Origin of the sequence: Mycolicibacterium novocastrense (genome assembly GCF_001499835.1) — a bacterium.
GTDB classification, from domain to species: Bacteria; Actinomycetota; Actinomycetes; order Mycobacteriales; family Mycobacteriaceae; genus Mycobacterium; species Mycobacterium novocastrense.
In genome coordinates this window covers 310,777-336,069 of record NZ_LQIH01000012.1, presented here as the reverse complement: position 1 = coordinate 336,069, position 25,293 = coordinate 310,777, and the positions used below count along the sequence as shown (strand labels likewise).

General features: G+C 66.0%; 22 protein-coding genes. 14 read left to right on the top strand and 8 right to left on the bottom strand.

Annotated features, from left to right (window positions below; genetic code table 11):
* Positions 1–3: 3 nt before the first annotated feature.
* Positions 4–1,572, bottom strand: a complete 1,569-nt coding sequence (locus AU072_RS11845) for a class I adenylate-forming enzyme family protein (RefSeq protein WP_064413947.1) — start codon at positions 1,570–1,572, stop codon at positions 4–6.
* Positions 1,573–1,627: 55 nt separating this feature from the next.
* Here AU072_RS11845 and AU072_RS11840 point away from each other — a divergent pair, with 55 nt between their 5' ends.
* On the top strand, positions 1,628–2,527 hold the full coding sequence (locus AU072_RS11840) for an SDR family NAD(P)-dependent oxidoreductase (protein WP_064413946.1): 900 nt from the start codon (positions 1,628–1,630) through the stop codon (positions 2,525–2,527).
* Between the two features lie 3 nt (positions 2,528–2,530).
* Here the strand turns inward: AU072_RS11840 and AU072_RS11835 are convergent, their stop codons facing one another.
* The gene (locus AU072_RS11835) at positions 2,531–3,340 is read right to left on the bottom strand and encodes an enoyl-CoA hydratase/isomerase family protein (protein WP_407937602.1); all 810 of its coding nucleotides are present in this window, start codon (positions 3,338–3,340) and stop codon (positions 2,531–2,533) included.
* Positions 3,341–3,452: 112 nt separating this feature from the next.
* On the opposite strand from AU072_RS11835, the gene AU072_RS11830 reads away from it, so the two are divergent.
* From AU072_RS11830 to AU072_RS11805, 6 genes are read left to right on the top strand one after another with little or no spacing between them, the layout of a single operon-like run.
* Positions 3,453–4,712, top strand: coding sequence for a hotdog family protein (locus AU072_RS11830; RefSeq protein WP_235629885.1), 1,260 nt, complete (start codon positions 3,453–3,455; stop codon positions 4,710–4,712).
* Positions 4,713–4,719: 7 nt separating this feature from the next.
* Entirely contained in the window at positions 4,720–5,526 is an 807-nt protein-coding gene (locus tag AU072_RS11825; RefSeq protein WP_064413943.1) for an enoyl-CoA hydratase/isomerase family protein, read from the top strand.
* A 7-nt stretch (positions 5,527–5,533) separates the two neighbouring features.
* Positions 5,534–6,781, top strand: a complete 1,248-nt coding sequence (locus AU072_RS11820; RefSeq protein ID WP_064413942.1) for an acyl-CoA dehydrogenase family protein — start codon at positions 5,534–5,536, stop codon at positions 6,779–6,781.
* The gene (locus AU072_RS11815) at positions 6,778–7,590 is read left to right on the top strand and encodes an enoyl-CoA hydratase/isomerase family protein (protein WP_064413941.1); all 813 of its coding nucleotides are present in this window, start codon (positions 6,778–6,780) and stop codon (positions 7,588–7,590) included. The genes AU072_RS11820 and AU072_RS11815 overlap by 4 nt, the downstream gene beginning before the upstream one ends.
* Positions 7,587–8,387, top strand: coding sequence for an enoyl-CoA hydratase/isomerase family protein (locus AU072_RS11810; protein ID WP_064413940.1), 801 nt, complete (start codon positions 7,587–7,589; stop codon positions 8,385–8,387). The genes AU072_RS11815 and AU072_RS11810 overlap by 4 nt, the downstream gene beginning before the upstream one ends.
* The gene (locus AU072_RS11805) at positions 8,384–9,829 is read left to right on the top strand and encodes a class I adenylate-forming enzyme family protein (RefSeq protein WP_064413939.1); all 1,446 of its coding nucleotides are present in this window, start codon (positions 8,384–8,386) and stop codon (positions 9,827–9,829) included. The genes AU072_RS11810 and AU072_RS11805 overlap by 4 nt, the downstream gene beginning before the upstream one ends.
* Positions 9,830–9,931: 102 nt before the next feature.
* Here the strand turns inward: AU072_RS11805 and AU072_RS11800 are convergent, their stop codons facing one another.
* A complete protein-coding gene (locus AU072_RS11800; RefSeq protein WP_064413938.1) occupies positions 9,932–11,158 on the bottom strand; it encodes a cytochrome P450 in 1,227 nt (408 codons plus the stop codon).
* Between the two features lie 205 nt (positions 11,159–11,363).
* On the opposite strand from AU072_RS11800, the gene AU072_RS11795 reads away from it, so the two are divergent.
* Both AU072_RS11795 and AU072_RS11790 read left to right on the top strand, forming a co-directional pair.
* Complete coding sequence (locus AU072_RS11795; RefSeq protein ID WP_064414050.1) at positions 11,364–11,888, top strand: TetR/AcrR family transcriptional regulator; 525 nt, start codon at positions 11,364–11,366, stop codon at positions 11,886–11,888.
* A 150-nt stretch (positions 11,889–12,038) separates the two neighbouring features.
* On the top strand, positions 12,039–13,172 hold the full coding sequence (locus AU072_RS11790) for an amidohydrolase family protein (RefSeq protein ID WP_235629889.1): 1,134 nt from the start codon (positions 12,039–12,041) through the stop codon (positions 13,170–13,172).
* On the opposite strand, the gene AU072_RS11785 is transcribed toward AU072_RS11790, so the two are convergent.
* Genes AU072_RS11785 through AU072_RS11770 form a run of 4 tightly spaced genes read right to left on the bottom strand, consistent with a single transcriptional unit; the run spans position 13,169 to position 18,095 of the window.
* The gene (locus AU072_RS11785) at positions 13,169–14,713 is read right to left on the bottom strand and encodes a class I adenylate-forming enzyme family protein (protein ID WP_064413936.1); all 1,545 of its coding nucleotides are present in this window, start codon (positions 14,711–14,713) and stop codon (positions 13,169–13,171) included. The two genes, AU072_RS11790 and AU072_RS11785, sit on opposite strands and share 4 nt — an antisense overlap.
* Positions 14,713–15,912, bottom strand: coding sequence for an acyl-CoA dehydrogenase family protein (locus tag AU072_RS11780; RefSeq protein WP_064413935.1), 1,200 nt, complete (start codon positions 15,910–15,912; stop codon positions 14,713–14,715). The genes AU072_RS11785 and AU072_RS11780 overlap by 1 nt, the downstream gene beginning before the upstream one ends.
* The gene (locus AU072_RS11775) at positions 15,909–16,895 is read right to left on the bottom strand and encodes an acyl-CoA dehydrogenase family protein (protein ID WP_064413934.1); all 987 of its coding nucleotides are present in this window, start codon (positions 16,893–16,895) and stop codon (positions 15,909–15,911) included. Before AU072_RS11775 ends, AU072_RS11780 begins: the two co-directional genes overlap by 4 nt.
* 6 nt (positions 16,896–16,901) lie before the next feature.
* Positions 16,902–18,095: an amidohydrolase family protein gene (locus AU072_RS11770; protein ID WP_064413933.1), complete on the bottom strand. Its 1,194-nt coding sequence runs from the start codon at positions 18,093–18,095 to the stop codon at positions 16,902–16,904.
* A gap of 203 nt (positions 18,096–18,298) precedes the next feature.
* Between AU072_RS11770 and AU072_RS11765 the strand changes: the two genes are divergently transcribed.
* From AU072_RS11765 to AU072_RS11745, 5 genes are all read left to right on the top strand, one after another.
* Positions 18,299–19,417, top strand: a complete 1,119-nt coding sequence (locus AU072_RS11765) for an acyl-CoA dehydrogenase family protein (protein ID WP_064413932.1) — start codon at positions 18,299–18,301, stop codon at positions 19,415–19,417.
* Between the two features lie 14 nt (positions 19,418–19,431).
* Positions 19,432–20,328: a TIGR03619 family F420-dependent LLM class oxidoreductase gene (locus AU072_RS11760; RefSeq protein ID WP_064413931.1), complete on the top strand. Its 897-nt coding sequence runs from the start codon at positions 19,432–19,434 to the stop codon at positions 20,326–20,328.
* Positions 20,329–20,388: 60 nt separating this feature from the next.
* The gene (locus AU072_RS11755) at positions 20,389–21,021 is read left to right on the top strand and encodes a cysteine hydrolase family protein (protein ID WP_064414049.1); all 633 of its coding nucleotides are present in this window, start codon (positions 20,389–20,391) and stop codon (positions 21,019–21,021) included.
* 89 nt (positions 21,022–21,110) lie between these two features.
* On the top strand, positions 21,111–22,307 hold the full coding sequence (locus tag AU072_RS11750) for an amidohydrolase family protein (protein ID WP_064413930.1): 1,197 nt from the start codon (positions 21,111–21,113) through the stop codon (positions 22,305–22,307).
* Complete coding sequence (locus AU072_RS11745; RefSeq protein ID WP_064413929.1) at positions 22,304–22,777, top strand: MaoC family dehydratase; 474 nt, start codon at positions 22,304–22,306, stop codon at positions 22,775–22,777. The genes AU072_RS11750 and AU072_RS11745 overlap by 4 nt, the downstream gene beginning before the upstream one ends.
* Positions 22,778–22,842: 65 nt before the next feature.
* On the opposite strand, the gene AU072_RS11740 is transcribed toward AU072_RS11745, so the two are convergent.
* Positions 22,843–25,200: a CaiB/BaiF CoA transferase family protein gene (locus tag AU072_RS11740; protein WP_064414048.1), complete on the bottom strand. Its 2,358-nt coding sequence runs from the start codon at positions 25,198–25,200 to the stop codon at positions 22,843–22,845.
* Between the last annotated feature and the right edge of the window lie 93 nt (positions 25,201–25,293).

The window sequence follows — 25,293 nt, the reverse complement described above, 5'->3', positions numbered from 1 at the left end:
GGTTCAACCGGCAACGGTGAGGCGGTCGGCGAGTACCCGCGGCCTTCCCGCCGAACGTGCCTCGAGGGTGTTGCGTGGCACCTTGCCGTTGGCGTTGAGCGGCAGGGGTTCATCCCAGAACACCAGCTCCTCGGGCAGCTTGTACTTTGGCATTCCGCCCCCGACGAGGGCATCCGCCACGTCGGAGAGCGACATCTCGACGCCGTCGTCGAGCACCATGGCCACCGCCAGCCGTTCACCGGTGGTCGCGTCGGCAACCGAGTAAGCCGCACACTCTCGCACACCGGGGATCCGCGCTACCGCCTCCTCGACTTCCGCCGCGGGGATCTTCATCCCGTTGCGGATGACGATGTCTTTGATCCGCCCCACGATCCTCAGGCGGTGGTCGCTGACCTCGGCGACGTCGCCGGTTCGGAACCATTCCCCGTCGAACGCGTTCAGATCGTCCTCGGTGTCTGTGTAACCGAGGAAGGCGTGCGGGCCCTTGATACAACACTCGCCCGGGTCCGCCGCCGATCCCACCCGCACGTCGACGTCCTGCAGCGCCACACCGTCATCCGCGTGCCGCACCGCCTTGCTCTCGGTGCGCAGCCCCGATGTACTGACCGGCACTTCCGACGATCCGTACGCCCGCATCACGACGATGCCGAAATCGTCCTCGACTCGTTCGACGATGCGCCTGTCGAGCATCGTGCCACCGAGATACACCGCCCGCAGTGGCACGACGCTTCCCCTGGCGACCGCTTCGTCGAGCAGCCGGTCGAGCAGCCGGTCCGGACCGCCGTACCACGTTGCGCCGGAAGACAACAGAAGTTCACACGTCGCGTCGGGATCCCAGCGATCCTCGAGCACCACCGGTATGGCGAGCATGGGTCCGATGAACAGCGCCTGCAGCACGCCCGTCACCGAGGCGAGCGGGCTGATGAGGAAGATGCGGTCGTCCCCACCCAGTCCGGCGGCGGCGATGTAGTTGGCCGATGCCTTGGTGAGCGTGCTCAGCGAATGGACGACGCCCTTCGGTCGAGACGTCGTGCCGGAGGTGTAGAGAACGAAGGACGGCTCGTCGGCGGGACGCTTGGGCCCGTCGCTTACCGATGCCTCCGAGGTGCGAAAGACGTCGATCCAGGCACACGCGTCCCGCAAGGCTGCGTCGCCCGCCGGAGGCCAGTGCGGGGCCAGGCCGAACGGGGCCCCGGTGCGGGCCACGATGTCGGCGACCTGTGTCGCGCCCGCGCTGCGCGGCACGAGCAGTACGACCGCGTCGACGCGGATGGCGGCGTGTACGGCGATGACCGAGCCGATGTCGTTGCCGACCACAGCCACGACGGGTGTCGCCGCGCCGACACCGGCGTCGCGAAGCGCACGGGCCGCCTGATCGACCTGCTCATCCAGTGCCGCGTAGGTGATTTCGGTAGCGCGATCTATCAGCGCCGGTCGTGTCGGATACCGCTGGGCGGCCGAGCGCACGACGTCGAGCGGCCGGTCCGACCAGACGCCGGCGGCACGGTAGCGGGCCCTGAGACCGCCCGCCCGTTCCCGCGCGTGTCGCAGCAGCTCGGTGGCCGCACTCATGGTGTCCTCCGATGCAAATACCGATTCTCGTCAACGTAAATGTAACCTCTCAAGCATGGCGACAGATCAATACTCTTCGCGCGAGCGCTCATCGACATTGACCTTCGATGATCAGGTTGCCGTTGTCACCGGTGCGGGCGGAGGGCTCGGCCGCTGTCACGCACTCGAACTCGCCCGCCGCGGCGCCCGCGTCGTGGTCAACGATCTCGGCACCGCCGTCGACGGGCAAGGCGCCTCGATCTCGGCGGCGCAGGCGGTCGTCGACGAGATCACCGCCGCGGGCGGCACCGCGATCGCCAACGGCGACTCAGTCGCGACGGAGGACGGTGGTGCGGCGATCATCGCGGCGGCGATGGACGCCTTCGGACGGCTCGACATCCTCGTCAACAACGCGGGCATCCTGCGCGATGCGGCGTTCAAGAACATGACCGCCGAGCAGGTCGACGCGGTGATCTCGGTCCACCTGACCGGCGCTTTCAACGTGACCCGCGCCGCGTGGCCCATCATGCGCGAGCAGAACTATGGGCGAATAGTTCAAACCACCTCTGGTACAGGCCTTTTCGGCAACTTCGGGCAGGCCAATTACGGTGCGGCGAAGATGGGGCTGGTCGGGATGATGCATGTGCTGGCGATCGAGGGTGCGCGAAACGGCATCGCCATCAACGCCGTCGCGCCGATCGCTCGAACCCGGATGACCGAGGACATCATGGGTGAGGCGGGCAAGGCGATGGACCCGGAGTTGGTGACGCCCGTGGTGGTCTATCTGTCGCACCGGGATTGCGATCGCACCGCTCACATCTATTCTGTGGGCGCGGGCAAGGTGTCGCGGGTGTTCATCGGTGTCACCAAGGGGATCGAGAACCGCTCACTCACAGCCGAATTGGTGGCAGAGACGATTGACGAGATCGACGACAGCGCGACCTTCACCATCCGTGGCGGTCCGGCGAACGGGTGACCGTCACCGGCCCTGAAAGTTCGGCGGTCGGCGCTCGGCGAATGACCGCAGACCCTCCTGCAGGTCGGCGGTCCACGACACCACCTCCTGCGCCCATGCCTCCTGCTCGAAGGCCCGGTCGCGGCCCGATTCCGACGACACGGACAACAGGCGCTTGGTCAGTGCCAGCATGACGGTAGGGCCCGCGGCCAGGCGGCGGGCCAGTTCCTCGGCGACCGCGTCGGTCTCCTCCGGCGCCACGACACGGTTCACCAACGTGAGGCGCTCGCAGGTCGCGGCGTCGACGGGTTCTCCGAGCATCAGGAGTTCGGTGGCTTTGCGCAGCCCGACAATCCTGGTCAGCAGATGAATCGCGCCCGCGTCCGGCAGGATGCCACGATGCACGAATGCCTCCACCAGCCGCGCGTCGGTGGACATGACGACCAGATCGCAGGCGAGCATCAGGCTTGCGCCGGCACCCGCCGCCACACCCTTGACCGCGGCGACGACCGGCTTGTCACAATCGAGCACCGCGGAGATCAGTCGCTGATAACCCTTCTGCAGCATCAAAGCGACGTCTCCGGGCTTCTTCTCCACGGTGGGCTGCGCCGATTGCGGGCCCAACCCCGCACCCGAGCAGAAGTGCCGGTCCCCCGTCGCCCGCAGCAACACGCTACGCACCGAAGGATCGTCGTCGGCCTTTTCGAATGCGTCCGTGAGAGCTTCACGTGCCAACGGGGACAACGAGTTTGCGGCATCAGCACGGTCGATGGTGATCCGGCAGACACCATCGGATCCGACCGCGCTCTCGATGCCCGACCGCTCTTGAGTCAACTCGCTCACCCCTGCGTTAACGACGTTTCCGTTTTTCGGGTATCTTAATTTCCGCCGACGTCCCCGGGACAATATGTGCCGAACTGAGGAGGCCCGAACTGAGGAGGCATGCGTGACCCAGTCCTCGGCAACGGGCCAAATCACCGATGAGGGTTTGGCCAGGCTGCGCGCCCGCATCGGCGTCGCCGTCCCCCACACCCAGCCCCCGCATTACCGCCGGCCCAACGAGGACACGTTCCGGATCGTGGCGGAAAGCTACGGCGACGCGAACCCGCTGTGGTGCGATCCCGAGTATGCGACGAAGTCGGTCTGGGGTGAACCGATCGCGCCACCCGCGCTGATCGGCGGCGACACGTTGATCGGCGAGGACGAGGTCACCGAACTCACCCAGGAGGACAGGGAGCTGACCACCGGTGACCCGCTGCGCGGTGTTCACGCCTTCTATGGCGGGTCGTCGCGCGAGTGGTGGGCGCCGCTGCGCGCGAACCGGCGAGTCTTCCGGCGCAACGCCCTCGTCGCCGCGCTGGACAAGAGCAGCGAGTTCGCCGCCCGGGCCGTGCACGAATGGTCGGCGCAGGTGTTCTCCGACGATGTCGGCGTCATCCTCGGCGGCCAGTACCGGAACATGATCCGCACCGAACGCAGCAAGGCCAGGGGACGCAAGAAGTACGAAGACGTGGACGTCAAAACGTGGAGCGCCGACGAGATCGCCGAGATCGACGCGCGGTACGCCCGCGAGGCGCCCCGAGGCGCCGAACCGCGTTGGTGGGAGGACGTCGCCGAGGGCGACGAGATCGGCCCGCTCACCAAGGGTCCGCTCACCGTCACCGACATGGTGTGCTGGCACGTCGGGATGGGCATGGGCATGTACGGCGTGCGACCCCTGAGGCTGGCCTGGCAGAACAAGCAACGGATTCCGCGGTTCTACACACCCAACGAGCACGGCATCCCCGACGTCCAACAGCGTGTGCACTGGGACCCGAGCGCCGCGCGCAACGCGGGCAACCCGACGACATTCGACTACGGTCGCATGCGCGAGACGTGGCTCATCCATCTGTGCACCGACTGGATGGGCGACGATGCCTGGCTGTGGAAACTGGATTGTGAATTCCGGTTGTTCAACTACGTGGGCGATCTGCACACCGTCACCGGCACCGTCACCCGCAAGTACCTGGCCGACGGCGACCGTCCGGCGGTGGACCTGGACCTTGCGGCGACCAATCACCGCGGCCAAGTCACGACGCCGGGACACGCCACGATCCTGTTGCCCAGCAGGCAGCGGGGCCCCGTACGCCTGCCGGAACCCCCCGGCGGGGCGACCGACCTCGCCGATCTGCTGGTGGCCGTCTCAAACCGATTCGCCGAACATTGAGCCGGCCGTGACGTATCCGAACGTTCCCGGACTCCGGGCCGAGCAACAGGGCCCGGTTCTGCGGCTGACCCTGGACCGGGCGGCACGCCGCAACGCGGTCAACGACACCATGCTCGACGCGATGATCGGGCACCTGGCCCGGTGCGGCACCGACGAATCGGTTCGCGTCATCCGCATCGACGCCGAAGGTCCGGACTTCTGTGCGGGATCGGATCTGGTGGCCAACAACGCGAAGTCCGAGCGCAAACCGCGCGTAGGAAGCACGCAGCGGCGCCTGCCCAATAAGGCCAACCGGCTCATTCCCTTGCTGCTCGAAACTCAGGTGCCCGTCGTCGCTGTCGTTCGCGGCTGGGCGGCCGGCCTGGGTTTCCACCTCGCCTTGGCGTCCGATTTCTGCGTCGCAGCTTCCGACGCGGTGTTCTGGGAACCGTTCATGGCGCGCGGTTTTACGCCCGACAGCGGTGCGGCCTGGTTGCTGCCACGACTCGTCGGAATGGTTCGCACACGCCAGCTTTTGATGCTCGGCGAAGAACTGTCGGGGACCACCGCCGCGCAATGGGGCATCATCCATGGGGCCTGGCCGGAGGCTGAACTCGAGGGTTCGGCGACGGATCTCGTCAGCCGGCTCGCCACCGCACCCACGGTGGCGCTCGGCCTCACCAAGTGGCTGCTGCACAGCGGCAACGGTCTGGATCTCGACCGCCATCTGCAGAACGAGGCGATGGCCCTCGAATTATCGAGTCGCAGCGAAGATTTCAAGGAGGGCCTGGCCGCCTTCCGGGACAAGCGACCCGCGGAGTTCAAGGGTCGTTGAGGCGAACATGACAGCACTACCGATCACCGCGGAAACCGCCGCCGACGACGCCGTCGAGGTGGTGCGGCATTGGGTGCAGGCGGAGGTGCCGACCGAATGGCGCGCAGCGGCGGCCGAGGGCCCCGCCGCCCTGAGAGCCGCGCGGAGCCCCGCCGACTACCGGCGGTGGTATCCGACCTTTGCCCGAAGCGGCCTGGTGGCGCCGACCTGGCGCCCCGAACACGGCGGCCTCGGTATCGGCAACGACGTGGCTCGCGCGATCGAGAGCGTGCTCGCGCCGCTGCGGCTGACCCGGCTCAATCCGTTGGGCCTCAACAACGCCGCCGCTGCGCTGTTCAGCCACGGAACCGAAGAGCAACGGCGACGCTTCCTACCGCCCATCGTGCGAAACGAGGAGAAGTGGTGTCAGCTCTTCAGCGAGCCCGGCGCGGGCTCGGATCTCGCGTCCTTGGCGACCCGGGCGGTGCGCGACGGCGACCAGTGGGTGATCTCCGGACAGAAGGTGTGGACGACCTGGGCGGATGAGGCGGACTTCGCGATCCTGCTCGCCCGCACCGATCCCGATCAGCCGAAACACAAAGGCATCACGTACTTCCTGCTCGACATGCACCAACCCGGCGTCGAGGTGCGCCCGCTGCGCCAGATCACCGGTGAGGCGGAATTCAACGAGGTCTTCCTCGACGGCGCGCGGGTGCGGGACGCCCACCGGGTCGGAGAAGTCAACGACGGATGGCGGGTCAGCGCCTCCACCCTGTCGAGTGAACGCCAGATGGTGTCGGGCTCCGGATCGGGCGGCATGGGCCGGCTCGGCGGGTCCAGTGCGGAGCGACTGATCTCATTGGCCAGGGAAACCGGCCGGTGGGACGACCCCGTGACACGCAACAAGATCATGCGGCTCTGGGCTCAAGAACAGATCCGAGGATGGACCAACGCCCGTGTCCGCGCGGCACTCTCGGCCGGGCAATCCCCCGGTGCGGCTTCCTCGATCGGCAAGGTCCACCAAGCCACGCTCAACCAGCAGATCCAGGATCTCATGGTCGACCTGCTGGGCACCGCCGCAGTGGCGTGGGCCGCCACCGACGATCCGGATGCGATGCCCCGCGAGGTGCAGGGCATGATGCGCAGCCTCGCCAACGGCACAGAGGGTGGCACCACCGACATCAACAAGAACATCCTCGGCGAGCGCGTACTCGGGCTACCCAAGGAGCCGGATCCGTGGAAAGGGAAACCCTGGAAGGAGATTCCGCGCTCTTGACCGAATACGAGCGGTTGATCGTCGACACGTCGGACGGCATCGGGTGGCTCGTGCTGAATCGACCCGAGGCAGGCAACGCCTTCGATGCGTTGATGCTCGACGAACTCGAGGCCGCGTGGGCACAGCTGGATGCCGACCCCGACGTGCACGTGATCGTCAACGTCGCGAATGGCAAGGCGTTTTGCACCGGCATGGATGTGGTTCAGGTCGCGCGCGACAAGCAGGCCATGCGACGTCATTCACGCCGCACCCGCGACGCCGAGCTGAAGATCTCCTCGTGGCACTGCGGCGTGTGGAAGCCGGTGATCGCGGCGGTGAACGGGGTGTGCGCGGGAGGAGGCTTACATCTGGTCGCCGACGCCGACATCGTCATCGCGGCAGAGGAGGCGACATTCGTCGACCCGCATGTCTCGGTGGGGCAGGCGGTCGCCTATGAGGCGATCACCCTGCTACGGAAGTCGCCGATGGAGGCAATCACCCGAATGACGTTGAGCGGCAAGGGTGAGCGGATCTCCGCTCAACGCGCATACGAGTTGGGCATCGTCTCGCAGGTGGTGGCGGCCGGTGAGCTACGGGCGGCGGCCGCCGAGTTGGCGGCCGCGATCGCGACCAACTCGCCCACCGCCATGAGGGCGACCAAGAAGGCGTTGTGGCATTCACTGGAAGTCGGGTTGTCGGAGGCCAAGGCTGCGGCCACAGAGGAGATCTGGCGGTTGCGGAACCACCCCGACCACGCCGAGGGAGTACGGGCGTGGCGGGAAAAGCGCCCGGCCGACTGGCAACCGCTCGAACCGGTGGAGGCTTCGTGAGCTATCAGAGGTTGATCGTCGAACGCCGCGGTCCCGTCGGCTGGATCATCAACAACCGGCCCGACCGACTCAACGCCTACGACGCGCTGATGCGCAAGGAATTCCCCGCCGCGTGGGCCGAGTTGAACACCGATCCCGACGTGCGGGTGATCGTGCACACCGGCAACGGCCGGGCCTTTCAGGTCGGTGCCGACGTCGACGATCTCGACGGCGAGGGAATCAAGCAGTACCAGGAAACGATGCAGTCGCTGGACCTGAACCTGACCGGCTGGCACTGCGATGTGGGCAAACCCGTCATCACCGCCGTCAACGGGGTGTGCGCCGGCGGCGGCCTGCACTGGGTCGCCGACGCCGACATCGTCATCGCGGCGTCGGATGCCACCTTCGTCGACCCGCACGTATCCATCGGTCAGGTCAGCGCCCTGGAGACGATCGCGCTGATGCGCAAGATGCCCGCCGAGGCGGTGTTGCGGATGGCGCTGGTCGGCAGCCACGAACGGCTCACCGCGCAGCGCGCATATGAGCTCGGCATGATCAGCCAGATCGTCGATCCCCCCGACAAGCTTCGCGATGTCGCACAAGAGCTCGCCGAGAAGATCGCCAGAAACTCACCCGCCGCGATGCGGGCCACCAAACGCGCACTTTGGGGAGCGCTCGAGCACGGACTGACCGACGCTTGCCGCGAGGGGGCCAAACACCTGACGTCGATGTGGGGCCACCCGGACCAGGACGAGGGTCCGAAAGCGTTCGCCGACAAGCGAACACCACGCTGGCTGCCCCTGGAGCCGGACTCGTGAGCCTCTCCGACCTGCTGGACGATCTGCCCGCTGTCGCGGTACACACCCTGGCCGCCGATGTGTCTCGGGCAGACCTGATCGCGAGTGCGGACCGCCTGGCCGCGGTTCTCACTGACGGCGGGCTGATGACCGGTCAGGTGGTCGCGGCGATGCTGCCCAACGACGCCACCACGGTCGCGGCGCTGTTCGGTGTCTGGCGCTCCGGTGGTGTCTACACACCGCTCAACCCGCGGGCCGCCGACGCTGAGGTGGCCGCCCAGCTCGAAACCCTCGAGCCGGTCGCGGTGATCACGACGCCCGAACTGGCCCATCGCTTCTCGGAGTTTGCGTTGCCGGTCGTCACCGGGTCGAGCTTGGCGTGGTCACTGGCGCCGCACTCCACCTCGGCCGACGGGGCCCGGCGGTACGACGCCGATGTGGCGCTGTTGCAGTTCACCTCGGGGACGACCGGCCCGCCGAAGCCGGTGCCGCTGCGCCACTCCACGGTGCTGGACCTGATCGACCGGTTGCTGGAGAAACTTCGCGGGTCGAACCGTGGCCCCCGGAACACACCGCCGATGCCGAACCTGGTACCGCTCTCACTGTCGTTGTGGGCCGGTATCTACCAGGTGCTGTTCGCTTTTCGCGCGGGCTCCGGTGTCGTGCTGATGGACAAGTTCTCGGCCGCGGACTTCGCAGCGCTGGTGAAGCGCCACCAACTGCGATCCACCGTCCTGCCACCAGCCGCGTTGACGATGGTGCTCCACGACGATTCGGTCACCGACCTGGCCCCCCTGAAGATCGTCCGCTCCATCACCGCTCCCCTGTCCCCCGTCCACGCAGCCCGCTTCCGCGACAAGTTCGGTGTGCTTGTACTGAACTCCTACGGCCAAACCGAACTCGGCGGCGAGGTCGTCGGATGGTCGGCCGCCGACGCCCGCGAATGGGGGGAGACGAAACTCGGCTCCGTCGGACGCCCGCTTCCGGGCATCGACATCACGATCGCGGACGACGAGGTCATGGTCCGCACACCAACGACGGCCGCCCGCAAGATCGACCCCGCGTTCCTCGACAGGCTCACCGACGACGGGTGGTTTCACACCGGCGACCTCGGTTGGTTCGACGACGACGGATTCCTGTGGCTGGACGGGCGCGTGTCGGACATGATCAACCGCGGCGGGCTCAAGGTGTTCCCCGGGACCGTCGAAGAGGTGCTTCTGGCCGCCGACCGCGTGCGCGAGGCGGCCGTGGTCGGAGTTCCCGACGAACGACTCGGCGAGGTTCCGTGGGCTTTCGTGGTGCGCGCCGACGACGGGATCAGCGAGGACGGGTTGATCGCTTGGTGCCGTGAACGACTGACGCCGTACCGCGTGCCCGTGCGGGTGGTCTTCGTCGAGCGGCTACCGCGTAACGACGTGGGCAAGGTGGTCAAGCGCGAACTTCTCACCCTTGCCGACGCGTAATCCGAGGCCCGCACGGCCGAGCTGGCCCCCTCGGGGTTTGCGTCGTCGGACAGACATTGGGCGTTGCGGTGGGCATTTCATCAGCCCCTGGCGCCGCTGTCGTCAACGGCCCCCAGCGAGCACGAGGTCCAGTCGCTCGAGCCGGCGCACCAACAGGCTCGGCAGCCAGCGGCCGACGTCCGCGGCATCGACGTTCGCGGTGCGCTGGATCAGTTGGTCGATCACGATCCTGGCTTCCAACCGCGCCAATGATGCCCCTACACAAAAGTGCGCGCCCTTACCGAATGCGATGTGTCCCTTGCCGTCCGCCCGATCGAGTCGGAACGTGTCAGGTTCGTCAAAATGTGCCGGATCGCGATTGGCCGCACCCCACAGCAGCAACAGCCGCGATCCGGCGGGGAGCTCGACGCCGCACAACTCAGTGTCGTTCGTGACATGCCGATAGTGGCCCCGGAACGGGGGTTCGAAGCGAAGGACCTCCTCGAGAAAGGCACCGAGGAGTTCAGGACGATGGCGCAGCTGCCGTTGAATGTGTTTCTGCGTGGCCAGGATCCAGGCAGCGGAGCCAATCAGGGACGCGGTCGATTCCCCGCCCGCACTGAAGAGCGTGATCATCATGGCCAGGGCCCCGGTGTGGTCCACGATTCCCTCCGCACACGCCGCGGCCAGATCGCCGAGCAGACTGTCCTGTGCGCCGGCCCTCGCCCGTCCGAACTGCTCGGTGATGTAGGCGCCGAGTTCCATGACGTCTTTACCCGCAACCGCCAGTTGTTCCTCGGTCACCAGTCCTTCGACGAACTGGGTGGCGGAGTAGCCCATCCGGATGAGCATGTCGACATCGGAGTCGGGAACACCGATGATTCGGCAGACGACCATCATCGGCAGCCGGTTCGCCATGGCCGCCATCCAGTCGATCTCGCCGCCCCGGACACAGGAGTCGAAGATCCCGGCGGACGTGCCTGCGATGAACGGCTCCAGTTTGCGAATCCGTTTGGCGGCCAACTGAGGTAACAGCGTCTTGCGGTGGATTGCGTGTGAGGGATCGTCAGCGGTCGCCAGTACCTGTGTTGCTCCGCCGAGCTCGCCCATCGGGAATGCCGATACCGAGCCGTTCTGAAATGTCATCGTGGCCGTCAGATTCGACGAGAAGTCGTCGCATCGCGCGATCGCCTCATTCACCGCATCCCAGCCGCTGACGGCGAAGAATCCGCTCTCGCCTATCCGGTGGACGGGTCCGGTCTGGTGCATCCGCGCGTACAGCGGCGCAGGGTCTTGGATGAACCGATCGTCGAACAGCGCGATCCCGAGCTCGCCATCCACAACATTCATGCCTCGACGCTGGGTGACGACCTCGTATCGCGTCAACGGATGCAGACGAAGTCGAAATGCGCTATCGGTGATTAGGCACGCTCATGTCTCACCGTGCTGTCGCCAGCTGCGGAAATACTCGAACAAGCGCTGGGGTTTGTCTCAAATTTGAGATCATGGTCGTTCAGAGACGAGGAGGCTGGTGCCGGTGCCCGGCGATTGGGTGATGGGCCGCGACCGCCGCACCGCGGCTACGGACCGGATCCATGCCGCCGCGACCGAGCTGATCATCTCCGACGGGCTCGATGCCCTCGACATCGACAAGCTCGCCGCGCGGCTGCACTGTTCGCGAGCGACCGTCTACCGGTATGCGGGAGGGAAGGCCGAGATTCGGGACGCGGTTATCATGCGGCTCGCGGCCGGCGTGATCGAAAAGGTCCGGCACGCGGTCGACGGACTCAGCGGCGCGGATCGCGTCACTGCCGCGATCGACGTCGCCCTCGAGCAGATCAGATCCGACCCGATTCGCAAGCTCGCGCTCCACGCACCGAAGGCACCGGGATTGGCCGACCTCCACTCGTCTCCCATGCTCAGCCGGCTCGCCGCCGACCTCACCGGCATCACAGGCGACGATCCGCTGGCGGCGCAGTGGATCGTGCGCATCGTCGTGTCGTTGGCGTTCTGGCCTCCCTCGGACCCCGGCACGGAACGGGAGATGCTTCGACGGTTTGTGGCTCCGGCCTTCACCTAAGGTAAGCGGTTCCCTGTCGCTACGACCTGCCCGGTGAGAATGCGTCTTCTCTTTTCGCGATAACATCGTTACCGTTGCTGGATGCAGGGTCCCGAGAGGAGTCGACGCGTGAGCGCCAAACAGTTCGAGGTGTGGGATGCCGACAACCACATGTACGAGACCATCGACGCCTACACACGGTACCTGCCGGAGAAGTACTCGGAGGCATTGAAATTCGTCGACATCAAGGGTCGCAAGAAACTACAGATCCTCGGTGAAATCACCGAAACCATCCCGAACCCTACCTACGAGGTGATCCCGACGCCGGGCGCGTGGGCCGACTACTTCCGGGGCGTGAATCCAGAAGGCAAGACGCTGCGGGAGCTGGCCGCGCCCATAAGATGTCCCGACGAGTTCCGCCGCCCCGACCTGCGGCTAGCGTTGATGGACCGTCAGGGTGTCGACGGCGCGGTGATGTTCCCGACCACGGCGGGCATGCTCGAGGAACGCACGAAGTCGGATACCGAACTCACCCACGCGATCACCCACGCCTTCAACCGCTGGCTGCTCGAGGACTGGACGTTCAACTACCAGAACCGGATCTTCCCCGTCCCAGCCATCTCCCTTAACGATCCCTCACTGGGTGTCAAAGAGCTCGAATGGTGCCTGGACAACGGCGCCAGGACGGTACTGATCCGCCCGGCCCCGGTTCCGCGCGAAGACGGCACGTCGCGCTCGGCCGCCCTGCCCGAGTTCGATGACTTCTGGCGACTGGTCGAGTCGTCGGGCATCTCGGTGCAGATGCACAATTCGGACTCCGGCTATGAGCGCTACGTCGACGACTGGGAGGACCCAGCGGAATTCAACGGATTCGCGCTGAGCAAGCTGCGAGGCTTCATCTACGAGGAGAGCCGCAATATCTTCGATACCCTCGCTGCCTTCATCGCTCACGGGGTGTTCGAGCGCTTTCCCGGGGTACGCATCGGGGTGATCGAGAACGGGGGCTCCTGGGCGCACCGCTTGTTCGACGTCTTCGACCGCGTCTACCGCAAGCGGCCGTACGACTTCAGCGAGCATCCCAGCGACGCCTTCCGCAGACATGTCTGGGTGAACCCGTTCCATGAGGAGGACATGTCGCACCTCATCGACATCCTCGGCGCCGACCGCGTGATGTTCGGTTCGGACTACCCGCATCCAGAGGGCCTCGCAGAACCGGCGGATTTCGTCAAGGAACTCGAGGGCCTGCCCGCCGAGACCACCGCCCGGGTGATGGGCGGCAACCTCAAACAACTGATCGGCGTCTAACCGGGTCCGCCGAGTTGAGCGCGCAACTCGTTCTTCAAGACCTTGCCGGTGAGGTTGCGCGGCAATGAATCCACCAGCTGCAGGCTCTCTGGAGATTTGTGCTTGCTCAGCCCCTGCGCCCGGCAGTGTTCGGCCAGCATGGCCAACGTCACCTCGGTGCCGGGTCGGGCGACGACGACGGCGCACACCCGTTCGCCGGTGCGCGGATCCGGTACTCCGATGACTGCGACGTCCTCGACCGCAGGGTGGCTGGCCAAGACGCCCTCGATCTCCAGCGCCGAGATGTTCTCCGCATTGCGGATGATGGCGTCCTTGATGCGCCCGGTGATCGCGACGTTGCCGTCGTCGTCGATCCGTCCTCGGTCACCGCTGCGAAACCACCCGTCGGCGTCGAAGGCGTCGGCGTCCAGTGACGCATCGACGTAGCCGAGGAAGCACTGGGGCCCCTTGAGGCGCAATTCTCCTTCCTCGCCGACTCCTACCTCGCGCTCGTTTTCGTCGACCACGCGTATGGAAACCCCCGGAACGGGCCGTCCCACGGTGTGATCCAAAACCTCCGGTGCCCCGTCCGGCGGCGGCGAGGTCACCACCGGAAACTCGGTCAGGCCCCACGAGTTCGCGATTCCCGCTACCGAAAGCATCTCGCGCGCTTGGCGCCCCAGCTCGGGTGTGATCGGCGCGCCGCCCCCGACACACCCGCGCAGATCGGGGAAGAGCGGTTCGGGGCCATGTTGCCGCTGCGCAGCCATGTAGGCGACGAAGAACGGGGTCGCCGAACCGAGCATCGTCGGACGGTGCGCGGCGACGGCCTTCGGCGTGGCGACCGGATCGAAGGTGTCGAACAGGACCAGGCGCATACCGGTCAGCAGGCTGGCGGCCAGCATCGCGGCGCCGCCGATGTGCGAGACCGGAAACGCGATCGGGTTGATGTCGTTGTTCGAGGCGCCGAACATGCCCACCACCCCGGCCGACCCGGCGATCACCGAGCGGTCGCAGTGCCGGATACCCTTCGGTGCCGCGGTCGTGCCCGATGAGTAGTACACCCACCGCGCTTCCTCGGCGTCCGTCGGCGGCGCCGGCAGAAGCGCTGGATCACCCGACGGCAGGCGGAGTTCGCCGGTGATCGGCGCGCTGTGGTCGACGATCACGACCGTCATCGGTCGTTCGCGTACCAACTCGTCGGCGAGCGCGACATGATCGAAGTCGCGCCAGACACCGGGAACGATGAAGACCTCCGCACCGAGCTGGCTAGTCACAAAACGGATTTCGCTCTCGCGCCAGATCGGCAACACAGGGTTTTGGACCGCGCCGAGACGGGTCAAAGACACCATCACGACCATCGTCTCCAGAGTGGTCGGCAACTGCCACGTCACGACGGTGCCTCTGGTGACCCCACGTTCGAACAACGCCGCGCCAGTGCGTTCCGCCGCATCGTGCAACTGGCTGTTCGTCAGGCTGCGACCGTAGTCGTCGACGAGTACGACGCGGTCGGGGTGGTTCTGGGCCGCCGCTTGGATCAAACCCCAATAGGTTTGCGCCATCAGTGAGTCGGCAGTAGGAGGCGTCGTTTGGCCAGGATGTTGCGCATCATCTCAGAGCTGCCACCGGACACGGTGTATGCACGGGACCACAGCCAGCATTCTTTCAAACGCTGTTTAGCAAGCGCCACATCCGGATCGGTGGCGAGGGTGCAGACCATCGTCGACAGCTGCGCGCCGTAGGCCGAAACCCGGTGATACGTCTCGGCGAAACTGAGCTTAGCGATGGAACCGTCGCCTGTCTGCTCGGCGCCGGCCACCAGCCGTTCGACATGGTCGTCGATGAAGGCTTTCGCCACCTCGACCTCGACGGCCAACTCCGCGACCTGGTGCCGGATGTCGGCGTGTTGCAGTGCCGGCATGTCGTCGATGCGACCGTGGCGGGCCACCGTGACCAGATCGTCGATCAGAAGTTCCAGCAGGATGACGTTGCCGCCGATGCCGAACCGTTCGAAGTCCAGGCCCGCCATGATGATCGACCAACCCTGGCCGGGCTCCCCGATCAGGCTGTCGGGAGGGATCGTCACATCATCGAAGAAGACCTCGTTGACCTCGATCGCCTCGTTGATCGTGCGGATCGGGCGGATTTCGACACCCGGTGCGTTCAACGGCACGATGAACGCCGACAGTCCGTGATGACGCGACGACGTCGGGTCGGTGCGGATCAGGGCCAGGCCCATGTCGGCCCAGTGCCCGTCGGTGATCCACGTCTTCTGCCCGTCGATCACCCATGACCCGTCGGGCCGCGGGGTGCCCTTACAGCGCACTGCTGCGATATCGCTGCCCGCATCGGGCTCGCTGAGCAGCTGGCACCAGACGTGCTCGCTGCTCCGGATCGGCGGCAGCAGAGCGGATTTCTGCTCATCGGTTCCGAAATGCAACAGCACGTGGGCGGCCAGGTTGACCTGATCGACGGGGCGCGGAGCGCGGGCACGCAGGATCTCCTCGGAGACGATCCGATCGTGCAGGGGATGGTGATCGGCACGGCCGCCGTATTCGACGGGCCAGTCCGCGCCGACGAATCCCGCGTCGAACAGCGAGGCGAACCATGTGCGCAGCAGTACCTCTTGCTCGCCGGTCTCCGGCGCCCGGTGTCCCTCTCGGGCCTCGAACGGCGGTGCGTGTTCGGCGATGTGTGCCCGGACGCGGTCCCGGAACTCGGCAAGCTCGGCCTCGGTGGGCCGGGTCCGCGGGGCGCTCACCAGCCGGCCCTGTCGGCGAACAGGGCGCGGCTGGAACGCGGCGTCCCGAGCAGGCACGCGTTCGTGAACACTCGGCGCAGTTCATGATGCAGCGGGTATTCCCAGGTGAATCCGATGCCGCCCGAAAGTTGCATGCACTCGTCGACGGCCGCCGTCGTGTTCGCCGCGATGAAGGAATGCGCAGCGACGGACAGAGTGACCGCATCGCTCGTGGCGCCGTCGGCGGACAGCGCGCGGGCGGTTTTGGTGAGGACTGCGCGGGCCTTGGCCTCGAACACCAACAGCTCGACCAAACGGTGTTGTACCGCTTGGAAACTCGCAATCGGCGCGCCGAAGGCGATTCGTTCCTTGAGGTAGGCGACCAGCCGCTCGAAGGTGGCCGACAGTGCGCCGAGCGAATCCGCACTCAGCAGGACCCTGGCCAGTGCGAGTAGTTGCTCCGCTCGCTCGGGTCCATCGATGGGCGTGCTCTGCGCTCCGGAGAGGTCGACACGCCATACCGGCCGGTTGACGTCCAACAGCTCTTCGTCGACTTCCCGTGGCAGGGTGTTCGCCGCCTCGAACAGCTGAATTCCGCTGGTGCCGAACGTGACAATGATGTCCACCGAATCAGCGCCCGACACCCGCGTGACATCAGCGGCGAGTGCGCAGGCCGCCGCGCCCGTCCCGTCCAGCATGGCGGGCAACCACCGGTCACGTGTCTCGGGCGGGGCCGAACTCAACGCCGCAGCAGCGATGACGCTGCCGAGCCAGTGCGTCGAGTTTCCCGACCGGCCGAGTTCCTCTGCGATGACCGTCGTCTCCACCGGGCGCCACCCACTGCCGCCGAGATCCTCGTCGACCAGCAGTCCCGTCCAGTCCATCGCGGCGAGGTCTTTGAGGGAGTCGCGCGTTCCGCACCCGGCCAGGAAGTCTCGCGCCGCGCCACGTACCAATTCGATGTCGACTGCATCGTCGAGGGCGGCATCTCCCTCAGTGCCCACCGGTGGTCAGCTCCGCAGCAGCAGCTGTTCGGCGTTGTCGCGCATGATGCGCCGCTTCGCCGCGTCGTCGAGCGGGTCGAGGAGTTTGAGGAAGTCCGCCGGTTCGGCCAGGCCCTCGGCGTGCGGGAAATCCGAACCCATCACCAGGACGTCGTCGTAACCCAGGCTGGTGACGATGCCCGGGATGTCGTCCTCGGGGTAGGGCACGACGCGGACGTGCTTCCGGAAGATGTTCGAGGGCCGCTCGGTCAGCTTGCCTCCGATCCACGGGCCGTTGCGGCCCATGCCGCGGCTCTTGTCCATGTGTTTGAGGAAGAACGGCACCCATTCGGCGCCGTGCTCGGCGACCAACGCGTTCAGTTTCGGGAAGCGGCCGAACAGGTTGTCGAAGATCAACGCCGAGAGTGTGTCCTCGATCGGCCGCTGACCGTAGATGTTCATCCACTGCCATGCCGACATGTGCCACGACGCAGGGTCGGGATTGTGTCCCCAGGCAGGCGAGATCGCATTGAAGTACCAGAACGGCATGATGTGGTACACCAGCACGCAGCCGGCCTCCTGCAGCCGGGCGTACACCGGATCGAAATAAGGATCGCCCGGCGACCGCCCGTAGGCGGGCCCGGTCGGCAGCATCACGAACTTCGCACCCTCGGCGATGATCGCCTCGGTCTCGGCGATCGCGGAGTCGAGGTCGCGCAGGGACAACAGTGCGGTCGCGTAGATGCGGCCCTCGAAGTCGAAGCCCCACTCGTCGTCGATCCAGCGGTTGAACGACCGCAGGTTCGCGTACAGCGCCGCCGTGTCGTCGACGTAGTGTTCGGCGGCCAGCGCCATTCCGCTCGGATATATCACCATCCGCTCGACGTTCTGCTTGGCCATCACCGCGAGCCGCGCGGAACGTTCGATGTATTCCGGCTGCATGGGCTGTGGCTCGTAGGACTCCTCGGGGTTGCCCGAGCCCATCTGGCGCAGCATCTCCTTGAGCGAACCGGGGCGATACGCCACGTCCAGGCCGAGGCCGCCTTCGCTGTTGAACGTCGCGACGCGGTGACCGGCGAGAATCACCTCCACACCGTCTGCGCCCCGCACCGTCGTGATGGCTCGGTCCTTGAACTCCTCGGGTAGATATCGGGTGAAAGCGTCGCGCGTCTCATAGCAGTGCGTGTCGCAGTCGAAAATGCCGTAGTCAATGGTCGTCACCGCGCCGCTCCTTCATGCGAGAATGCTTATTCTCTCTTTCAGGAAAAGATACTATCCTCGATCGGTAATGCCTATCCGGGGTTACCTTCGATCGGATGGTGTCGCCGTCGGATCGGTCGCCTCGTCGCAGGTCACCGCGTCAGTGCGGAAGGAAAACATGACTGCACCAACGGTATTCGCCGTAGCTGGCGTGGACGGTGTGCATGTCTACGGCTGAGGTGGTCGATCACCGCGACCTGCGCGAGGCGGTTCGCGATTTCCTCACCACCCGGTCGCCGAGCAGCGCCGTGCGAGCCGCGATGGATTCTCCTACCGGCTATGACGAGCGGGTCTGGCGCGAGCTGACCGCCGACCTCGGGCTGGCCGCGATCGCCGTGCCCGAAGAGTTCGGAGGGGCGGGCGCGGGCCTGCCCGAACTCGCGGTCGTCTTCGAAGAGATGGGCGCGGCGCTGCTGTGCGCCCCGTTCTTCTCCACCGTGGCGCTCGCGATCCCGACGCTGCTCGCCAGCGGTGACGCGGCCGCGATGCAGGAGTACCTACCCGCAGTCCTCGACGGGTCACGGACCGCCACCGTGATCTTCAACGGACGCCTCGATCCATGGAACTCCGACGCCGTTACGCTGTCGGCACACAGCGACGGCCCCTCCCACCGGCTCCACGGGAACGCCGAACTGGTCCTCGACGGTCACACAGCGAATACCGTTCTGGTAACGGCGAATACAGCCGCGGGCATCTCGCTGTTCGCGGTGGACGGGGACCCTGACGGGCTTGGCCGTGAACCGTTGGCGACACTCGACCGGACGCGCAAGGTCGCAAGGCTGACCTTCGACGGCGTCGCCGCGCGGCTCATCGGTACCGACGGCGCCGCCGCGGCCGCCCTCGAGCGCGCACACCGAGTCGCGGTCATCGCGCTGGCCGCCGAACAGCTCGGAGCGGCGCAGCGATGCCTCGACATGGCCGTGGGCTACGCGAAAGAACGCATACAGTTCGGCCGTGCCATCGGCAGCTTCCAGGCCGTCAAACACCGCTGCGCGGACATGCTCGTACAGGTCGAGGGGGCGCGTTCGGCCGTGCGGCACGCCGCCGGCCTGGCCGAGGGTGAGGACCAGGCGGTGGCGGCCTCGGTGGCCAAGTTGGCCTGTTCGGAGGCGTTTCTTCAGGTGGCGCTGGACAACATGCGTATCCACGGTGGCATCGGATTCACGTGGGAGCACGACGCCCACCTCTACGTCCGTCGTGCGAAAGCCACCCAGCTGATCTTCGGTACCCCCGACTACCACGCGCAACGCCTGGCAGAGCTCGTCACATCATCAAGCCACTAGCCGGAAGGACCACCGTGACCGTTTCATATTCGCTCGAAATCCCCACTCAGCGGGTGGAGGAGGCATCGGAATTCGTCAATGCCGAAGCGATCGCCGAGGTAGCGCGCGCCGCCGAGTGCTGCGGATGGGCCGCCGTACACGTCACCGACCACCCGGCGCCCGATGCCAAGTGGCTCGACCACGGCGGGCACCACGCCCTCGATCCGTTCGTCGCGCTTTCGTTCGCCGCAGCGGCCACCACCGACGTGAAGCTACTGACCAATGTCTACATCGCCGCCTACCGCAACCCCTTCCTGGGTGCGAAGTCGATTCAGAGCCTCGCCGTCCTGTCCGGCGGCCGCCTCATCCTCGGCACGGCGGCCGGCTATCTGAAACCGGAGTTCAAGGCGCTCGGAATCGATTTCGACGCCCGGGGTGCGCTGCTGGACGAGGCGCTCGACGTGCTGAGCCAGGTGATGACCGGTGATGACGTCGCCTACGAAGGGTCGTCATTCGCCGCGCGCGGTGTGCGTCTGCGACCGCTGCCTGCGGCCCCGCCCATCTGGGTGGGCGGCAACAGCAAGCCCGCTGTGCGGCGCGCGGTGTCTCGCGCCCAGGGGTGGGCGCCGTTCAACACCTTCGGCTACGCGGCGGCGTCACGAACCGCGGAGATCTCCTCCCTCGAGGACCTCGAGGCCGCAATCGTGTGGGCCAAGAAATACGCTGCTGAAGTCGGTCGAACCGAGCCGCTGGACATCTGTTTCTCGGCGGGGAACCTGCTCGACGACAGCAAGTCCGCCGACGAACGGCACGCCACCATCGCGAAGCTCGAAGCCATGGGCGTGACATGGTTGACCATCGCACCTGCCGGCGCCAACCGCGCCGAGGTGATCGATCACGCGCGGGCGTTCGCCAAGGAGTTCATCGCATAAGGCCATCCATCTCGTGGTGATGTAAACACAAGTTGCCGCCACGCGATAATGTGTGTTCTCATGCCGCAACCACGCCTGCAAGACCTCCTCGATCCCGCCACGACCGCGCTGGTCACCCAGGAGTGCCAGGGCGGAGTGATCGGCCCGCAGGCCGGTCTACCGATGCTCGCAGAAGAGGCACGCCGCGAGGCGATCCCGAACATCGCGCGATTGCTCGACGCGGCCCGCGCGGCCGGGGTGACAGTGGTGCACTGCCTGATCCAGAAGCGCCCCGACAACCGCGGTTCGAACACCAACGCCAGGCTGTTCATGGCGGGTAAGTCCTTCGCCGCAGACCTGACGCCAGGAAGCCCGGGCGCCTCGGTACTGCCGGAACTGAATCAGACCCCTAGCGACATCGTCCTCACCCGTCTACATGGCGTCGGGCCCATGACCGGCACGGACCTCGACTCGGTCCTTCGGAACTTGAACATCAAAACCATTGTGGGTGTCGGTGTTTCGGTCAACATCGCCATCCCGAACTTCGTCATGGACGCCGTCAACCGGAGTTACCAGTTCGTGCTGCCCCGCGATGCGGTGAGCGGGTATCCGCGCGAGTACGCGGAGTCGGTCATCGACAACTCGTTGGCGCTGCTTGCGACGGTGACGACGACGGACGACGTCGTCCAAGCCTGGAAGGAAGTCGGCAGCTGAGCCGATATGGATGTCACCAACGCAGGGTGATAACGTCGTTCTCACTAGCCGTAAATGATCATATTCGCTGCTCTTAGGAGGTCGGCAACATGTCACCCCGGTCCCTGCCGTACCCGGTCTTCGACATCGACAACCACATGTACGAGACCACCGACGCGCTCACCAAGTACCTGCCGAAGCAGCACCGCGGCAAGGTCGGCTACGTCGAGGTCAACGGGCGGCCCAAGCTGGTCGTCAAGGACCACATCAGCCATATGATCCCCAACCCCACGTTCGAACGCGTTGCTCGCCCGGGCAGCGCCGAGGACTACTTCCTCGGCAACAATCCCGAGGGACTGAACTTTCGCGAGTTCGTCGGGGAGCCAATGAATGTCATCCCGGCCTTCCAGGCGCCCGCACCCCGGCTGGAGCTGATGGACGAGCTCGGTATCGACCAGTGCGTCATGTACCCCACGCTGGCCAGCCTCATCGAGGAACGCACTACCGACGACGTCGTCCTGACCCATGCGATCATCCACGCCCTCAACGAGTGGATGCACGAACACTGGACGTTCAACTACCAAGACCGAATCTTCGCCACGCCGGTGATCTGCCTGCCGCTGGTCGACGAGGCCATCAAGGAGTTCCGCTGGTGCCTCGAGCGCGGCATGAAGACCTTCCTCGTGCGGCCTGCCCCGGTGCCGAGCCGGTTCGGAGGTTCGCGCTCGATGGGCCTGCCGGAGTTCGACCCGTTCTGGCAGGAGGTCGTCGACGCAGGCATTCCCGTGACGTTCCACGCGGCAGACAGCGGCTACCAGAAGCACCTCATGGAATGGGAGGGCGGCGACGAGTACCTGTCGTTCAAGCCCAGCGCGCTGCGCGAGGTGGTGATGGGCTTCCGAGCGATGGAGGACACCCTGGCCGCCCTGATCTGCCACGGCGCGCTCTCGCGCTTCCCCGACTTGAAGGTTCTCGTCGTAGAGAACGGTAGCGGCTGGGTGCGAAACCTTTTGCGGCTGCTGGACAAGGCGTACCGGACGATGCCGAAGGAATTCGACGAGCATCCTGTCGAGGTGTTCAAGCGCAACGTCTACATCCACCCGTTCCTCGAGGATGACATCAAGGGAATCATCGAAATCATGGGTGAGGACCACGTGATGTTCGGCTCGGACTTCCCCCACCCCGAGGGCATCGGCGATCCGCTGAGCTTCGTCGACCGGCTGGAGGGGTTGTCGGAGACCACGAAGGCGAAGATCATGGGTGGCAACGCCATCGAGCAACTGGGCCTCCAAAAGGTCCCGGCGTGACGCAGACGACCGCGTCGCCGACGGAGTACGACGGGATCGCTGCTTTCGAAGAGCACGTGGGCGAGCATCTGGGGTACAGCGCATGGCGACAGGTCACCCAGAGGGAGATCGACCTGTTCGCCGAGGCGACGGGTGACCACCAGTGGATCCACGTGGACGCCGAGAAGGCGGCGAACGGGCCCTACGGCAAGACGATTGCCCACGGCTATCTCACACTGTCGTTGGTGCCGATTCTCGTCCAACAGATCTACAAGGTGACCGGCTTGTCGATGCAGGTGAATTACGGCGTGGACAAACTCCGGTTCCCGGCGCCCGTTCCCGTCGACTCGCGCATCCGCGCGGGCGCAGAGCTGATCAAGGTGGACCGAACCAACAACGGCGCGAGGGCCACGGTGCGGGTCACCGTCGAGGTCGAGGGCTCCGAACGGCCGGCCTGCGTCGTCGACACCATCGCCGCGATGGTGCCGTAGCGCGAAATTGCACTCATGCAGAGGTTCACTCGAACTTTCCCTGCATCATTTCAATCTCGACGAAGCTAACCGTTCAGTAGGCGTTCGCCGATGACGCGTCGCTCGCGCAGGGCGGCGATCTCCTCAGGGCTCAATCCAAGCGAGCCGAGTACCTCATCGTTGTGCTGTCCGAGAGTCGGTGAGGGGGTTCGGTGATGCCGCGACGGCCCCGGCGTGATCCGGAACGGCCATCCGGGGTACCGCTGCCGACCGGCGATCCGATGGTCCAGGTCTTCATAGAACCCGCGTGCATCTAGCTGGTCGACGTCGTACATCCGGTCCCCGGTCATCAGCCGCTGCGCAGGCACACCGCGTTGAAGCAACGCCTCGGCGAAATCGTCGGCCTGCCGCGCGGCCGCGCACTCCGCGATCACCTCGTCGAACTCGTCGTGGTGGCGCAACCGTGCCTCCGTCGACGCGAATCTCGGGTCGTCGCGCAATTCAGGGCGGCCGATCGCGTCGGTCACGGCCGCCCAGTCGTTGTCGTCGCGCACCGACAGTGCCAACCAATCGTCCTCTCCGGCAGCGGGATACACACCTTGTGCGTAACGGCGGTGCCGATTGCCCTCGCGCTCGCGCACACGTCCCGTCAAGGAATACTCGATGACGGGTTCGGCCGTCACCGCCGCGCCGACCTCGATCTGCGCCACCTCGATCAGCTGGCCCTCACCGGTTCGGCGCCGGTGTTCGAGCGCTGCGAGCAGCGCCACCGTGGCATGAACGCCTGCGATCGGGTCGGCCGGACCCTGCAGGTTGCACGGGGGACCGTCGGCATAACCGGTCACCGCGGACATCCCGGCCAGCTGTTCGATGTTCAGGGCCCATCCGACGTAGTCCCGCCACGGACCCTCGAGGCCGAACCCGGGCATGCGAACCATGACCACACCCGGGTTGATATCCACGAGTGAGTCGTAGTCCAACCCGAATTGTTCGACCACCCGCGGCGAGAAGTTCTCGATCACCACGTCGGCGTCGGCAGCGAGTCGCAATGCCAATTCCCGGCCGGCCTCGGTACCGAGGTCGAGGGTGATGTCGCGCTTGTTGAGGTTCGTGCCCTGCCACAACGGCCCGACCTCGTACCAGTCGTCGCTGTTGCGCAGTAGCGAACCCGAATACCGATGCCCGTCGGGGCGCTGAACCGACTCGACCTTGACGACGTCGGCGCCGAACGCGCCGAGATAGCAGGTGAGATACGCCCCGGCCCAAAATGTGCTGAGGTCAAAGACTTTCAACCCCGCGAACGGTTGCGATACTTCACTTCCGGCGGCGCGTTTGCGCTGTGTCTCCCACCGCGTGCCAGCCATCCCCAGGGTCGGTGCGGGTCGCGGCCCATCCACTGGCGTCCCCGACAACCGGAACGGTGCCCCCGGCCGTCGAAACCGTGCCCCTTCCGGGCCGGCGTCGACGAAGAATCCGCGGTCGCGGTATTGCGGGCAGTCCTGAATCGACGAGCCATCGTTGATGGGGGCGGCCGGAATCCGCATGGCCTGGCTCAGCTCGACGAGGTCACCGACGGAGATCGAGTCCAGCCAGGGCTGCGCCTTCGCGAAGAACTCATCGCGCTCGGGCCCGCCCAACATGATCGCGAGCTGGTGTTCGCCGAATTCAGGGAGCCCCATCATCGCGCAGACGTCCAGCCAGTGCTGCCCGGTCAGACAGTTGATGCCGATCCAGCCGTCGGCTGCGCGGACGATGCCCAACATCGGTGCGGCCTTCGAATTCGTCGGCAGTCCCATGCTTTTCAGTCGCTCGGCCATCAGCATCGGGTAGGGCAGCGTGCACAACAACGACTCGAACGCCGAGACGTCGGCCTCCACGAGGCGACCCGGTTCGGCGTCCGCGATGCGCAGGGCGGTCAGCGCCGCGAGCGCCGCGTAGCCTCCGGCGATGTACTCGGGTATGCGCGCTCCAACCTGCACGGGCGGTCGGCCGAACTCCCTGAGGTTCACCCAACCCGACGCCGCCTGCAAGGTCAGTGACGTCGACGGCTGGTCACGGCGGGGACCGTCCTGCCCGTAGTCCGAGATCCTCACGACGACGAGGCCGCTGTTGATCTGTTGCAGTGAATCGCGGTCGAGTCCCCAGTCGAATCGCTCGGCCGACCCGGCGGGCAGATCCTCGACCAGTAGATCGGCCCCGGAAATCAGCTCGTGGGCTTGTTCGACACCTCGCGGCGTTCCGAGATCGACTGTCAGGCCACGTTTTCCGGCGTTGAGATACTCGAACAACCCGCCGTGCTCCCGCGAACCTTCGCGAAACGGCCCCCACGTGCGCAGCGGATCACCCGTCGGCGGCTCGATCTTGCACACCTCGGCGCCGAGGTCGGTCAGCAGCTTGGTGCAGTACGGCGCCGCGATGTCGCTGCCCAGTTCGACGACCCGCAGTCCGGCCAGGGCCTCGCCCGGATCGATGGTTCGCTCGCAAGCGTCGCTCACGCCTCCACTCCTCCCCGCTGCGCTCCTCGCTGCGTTCCTCGT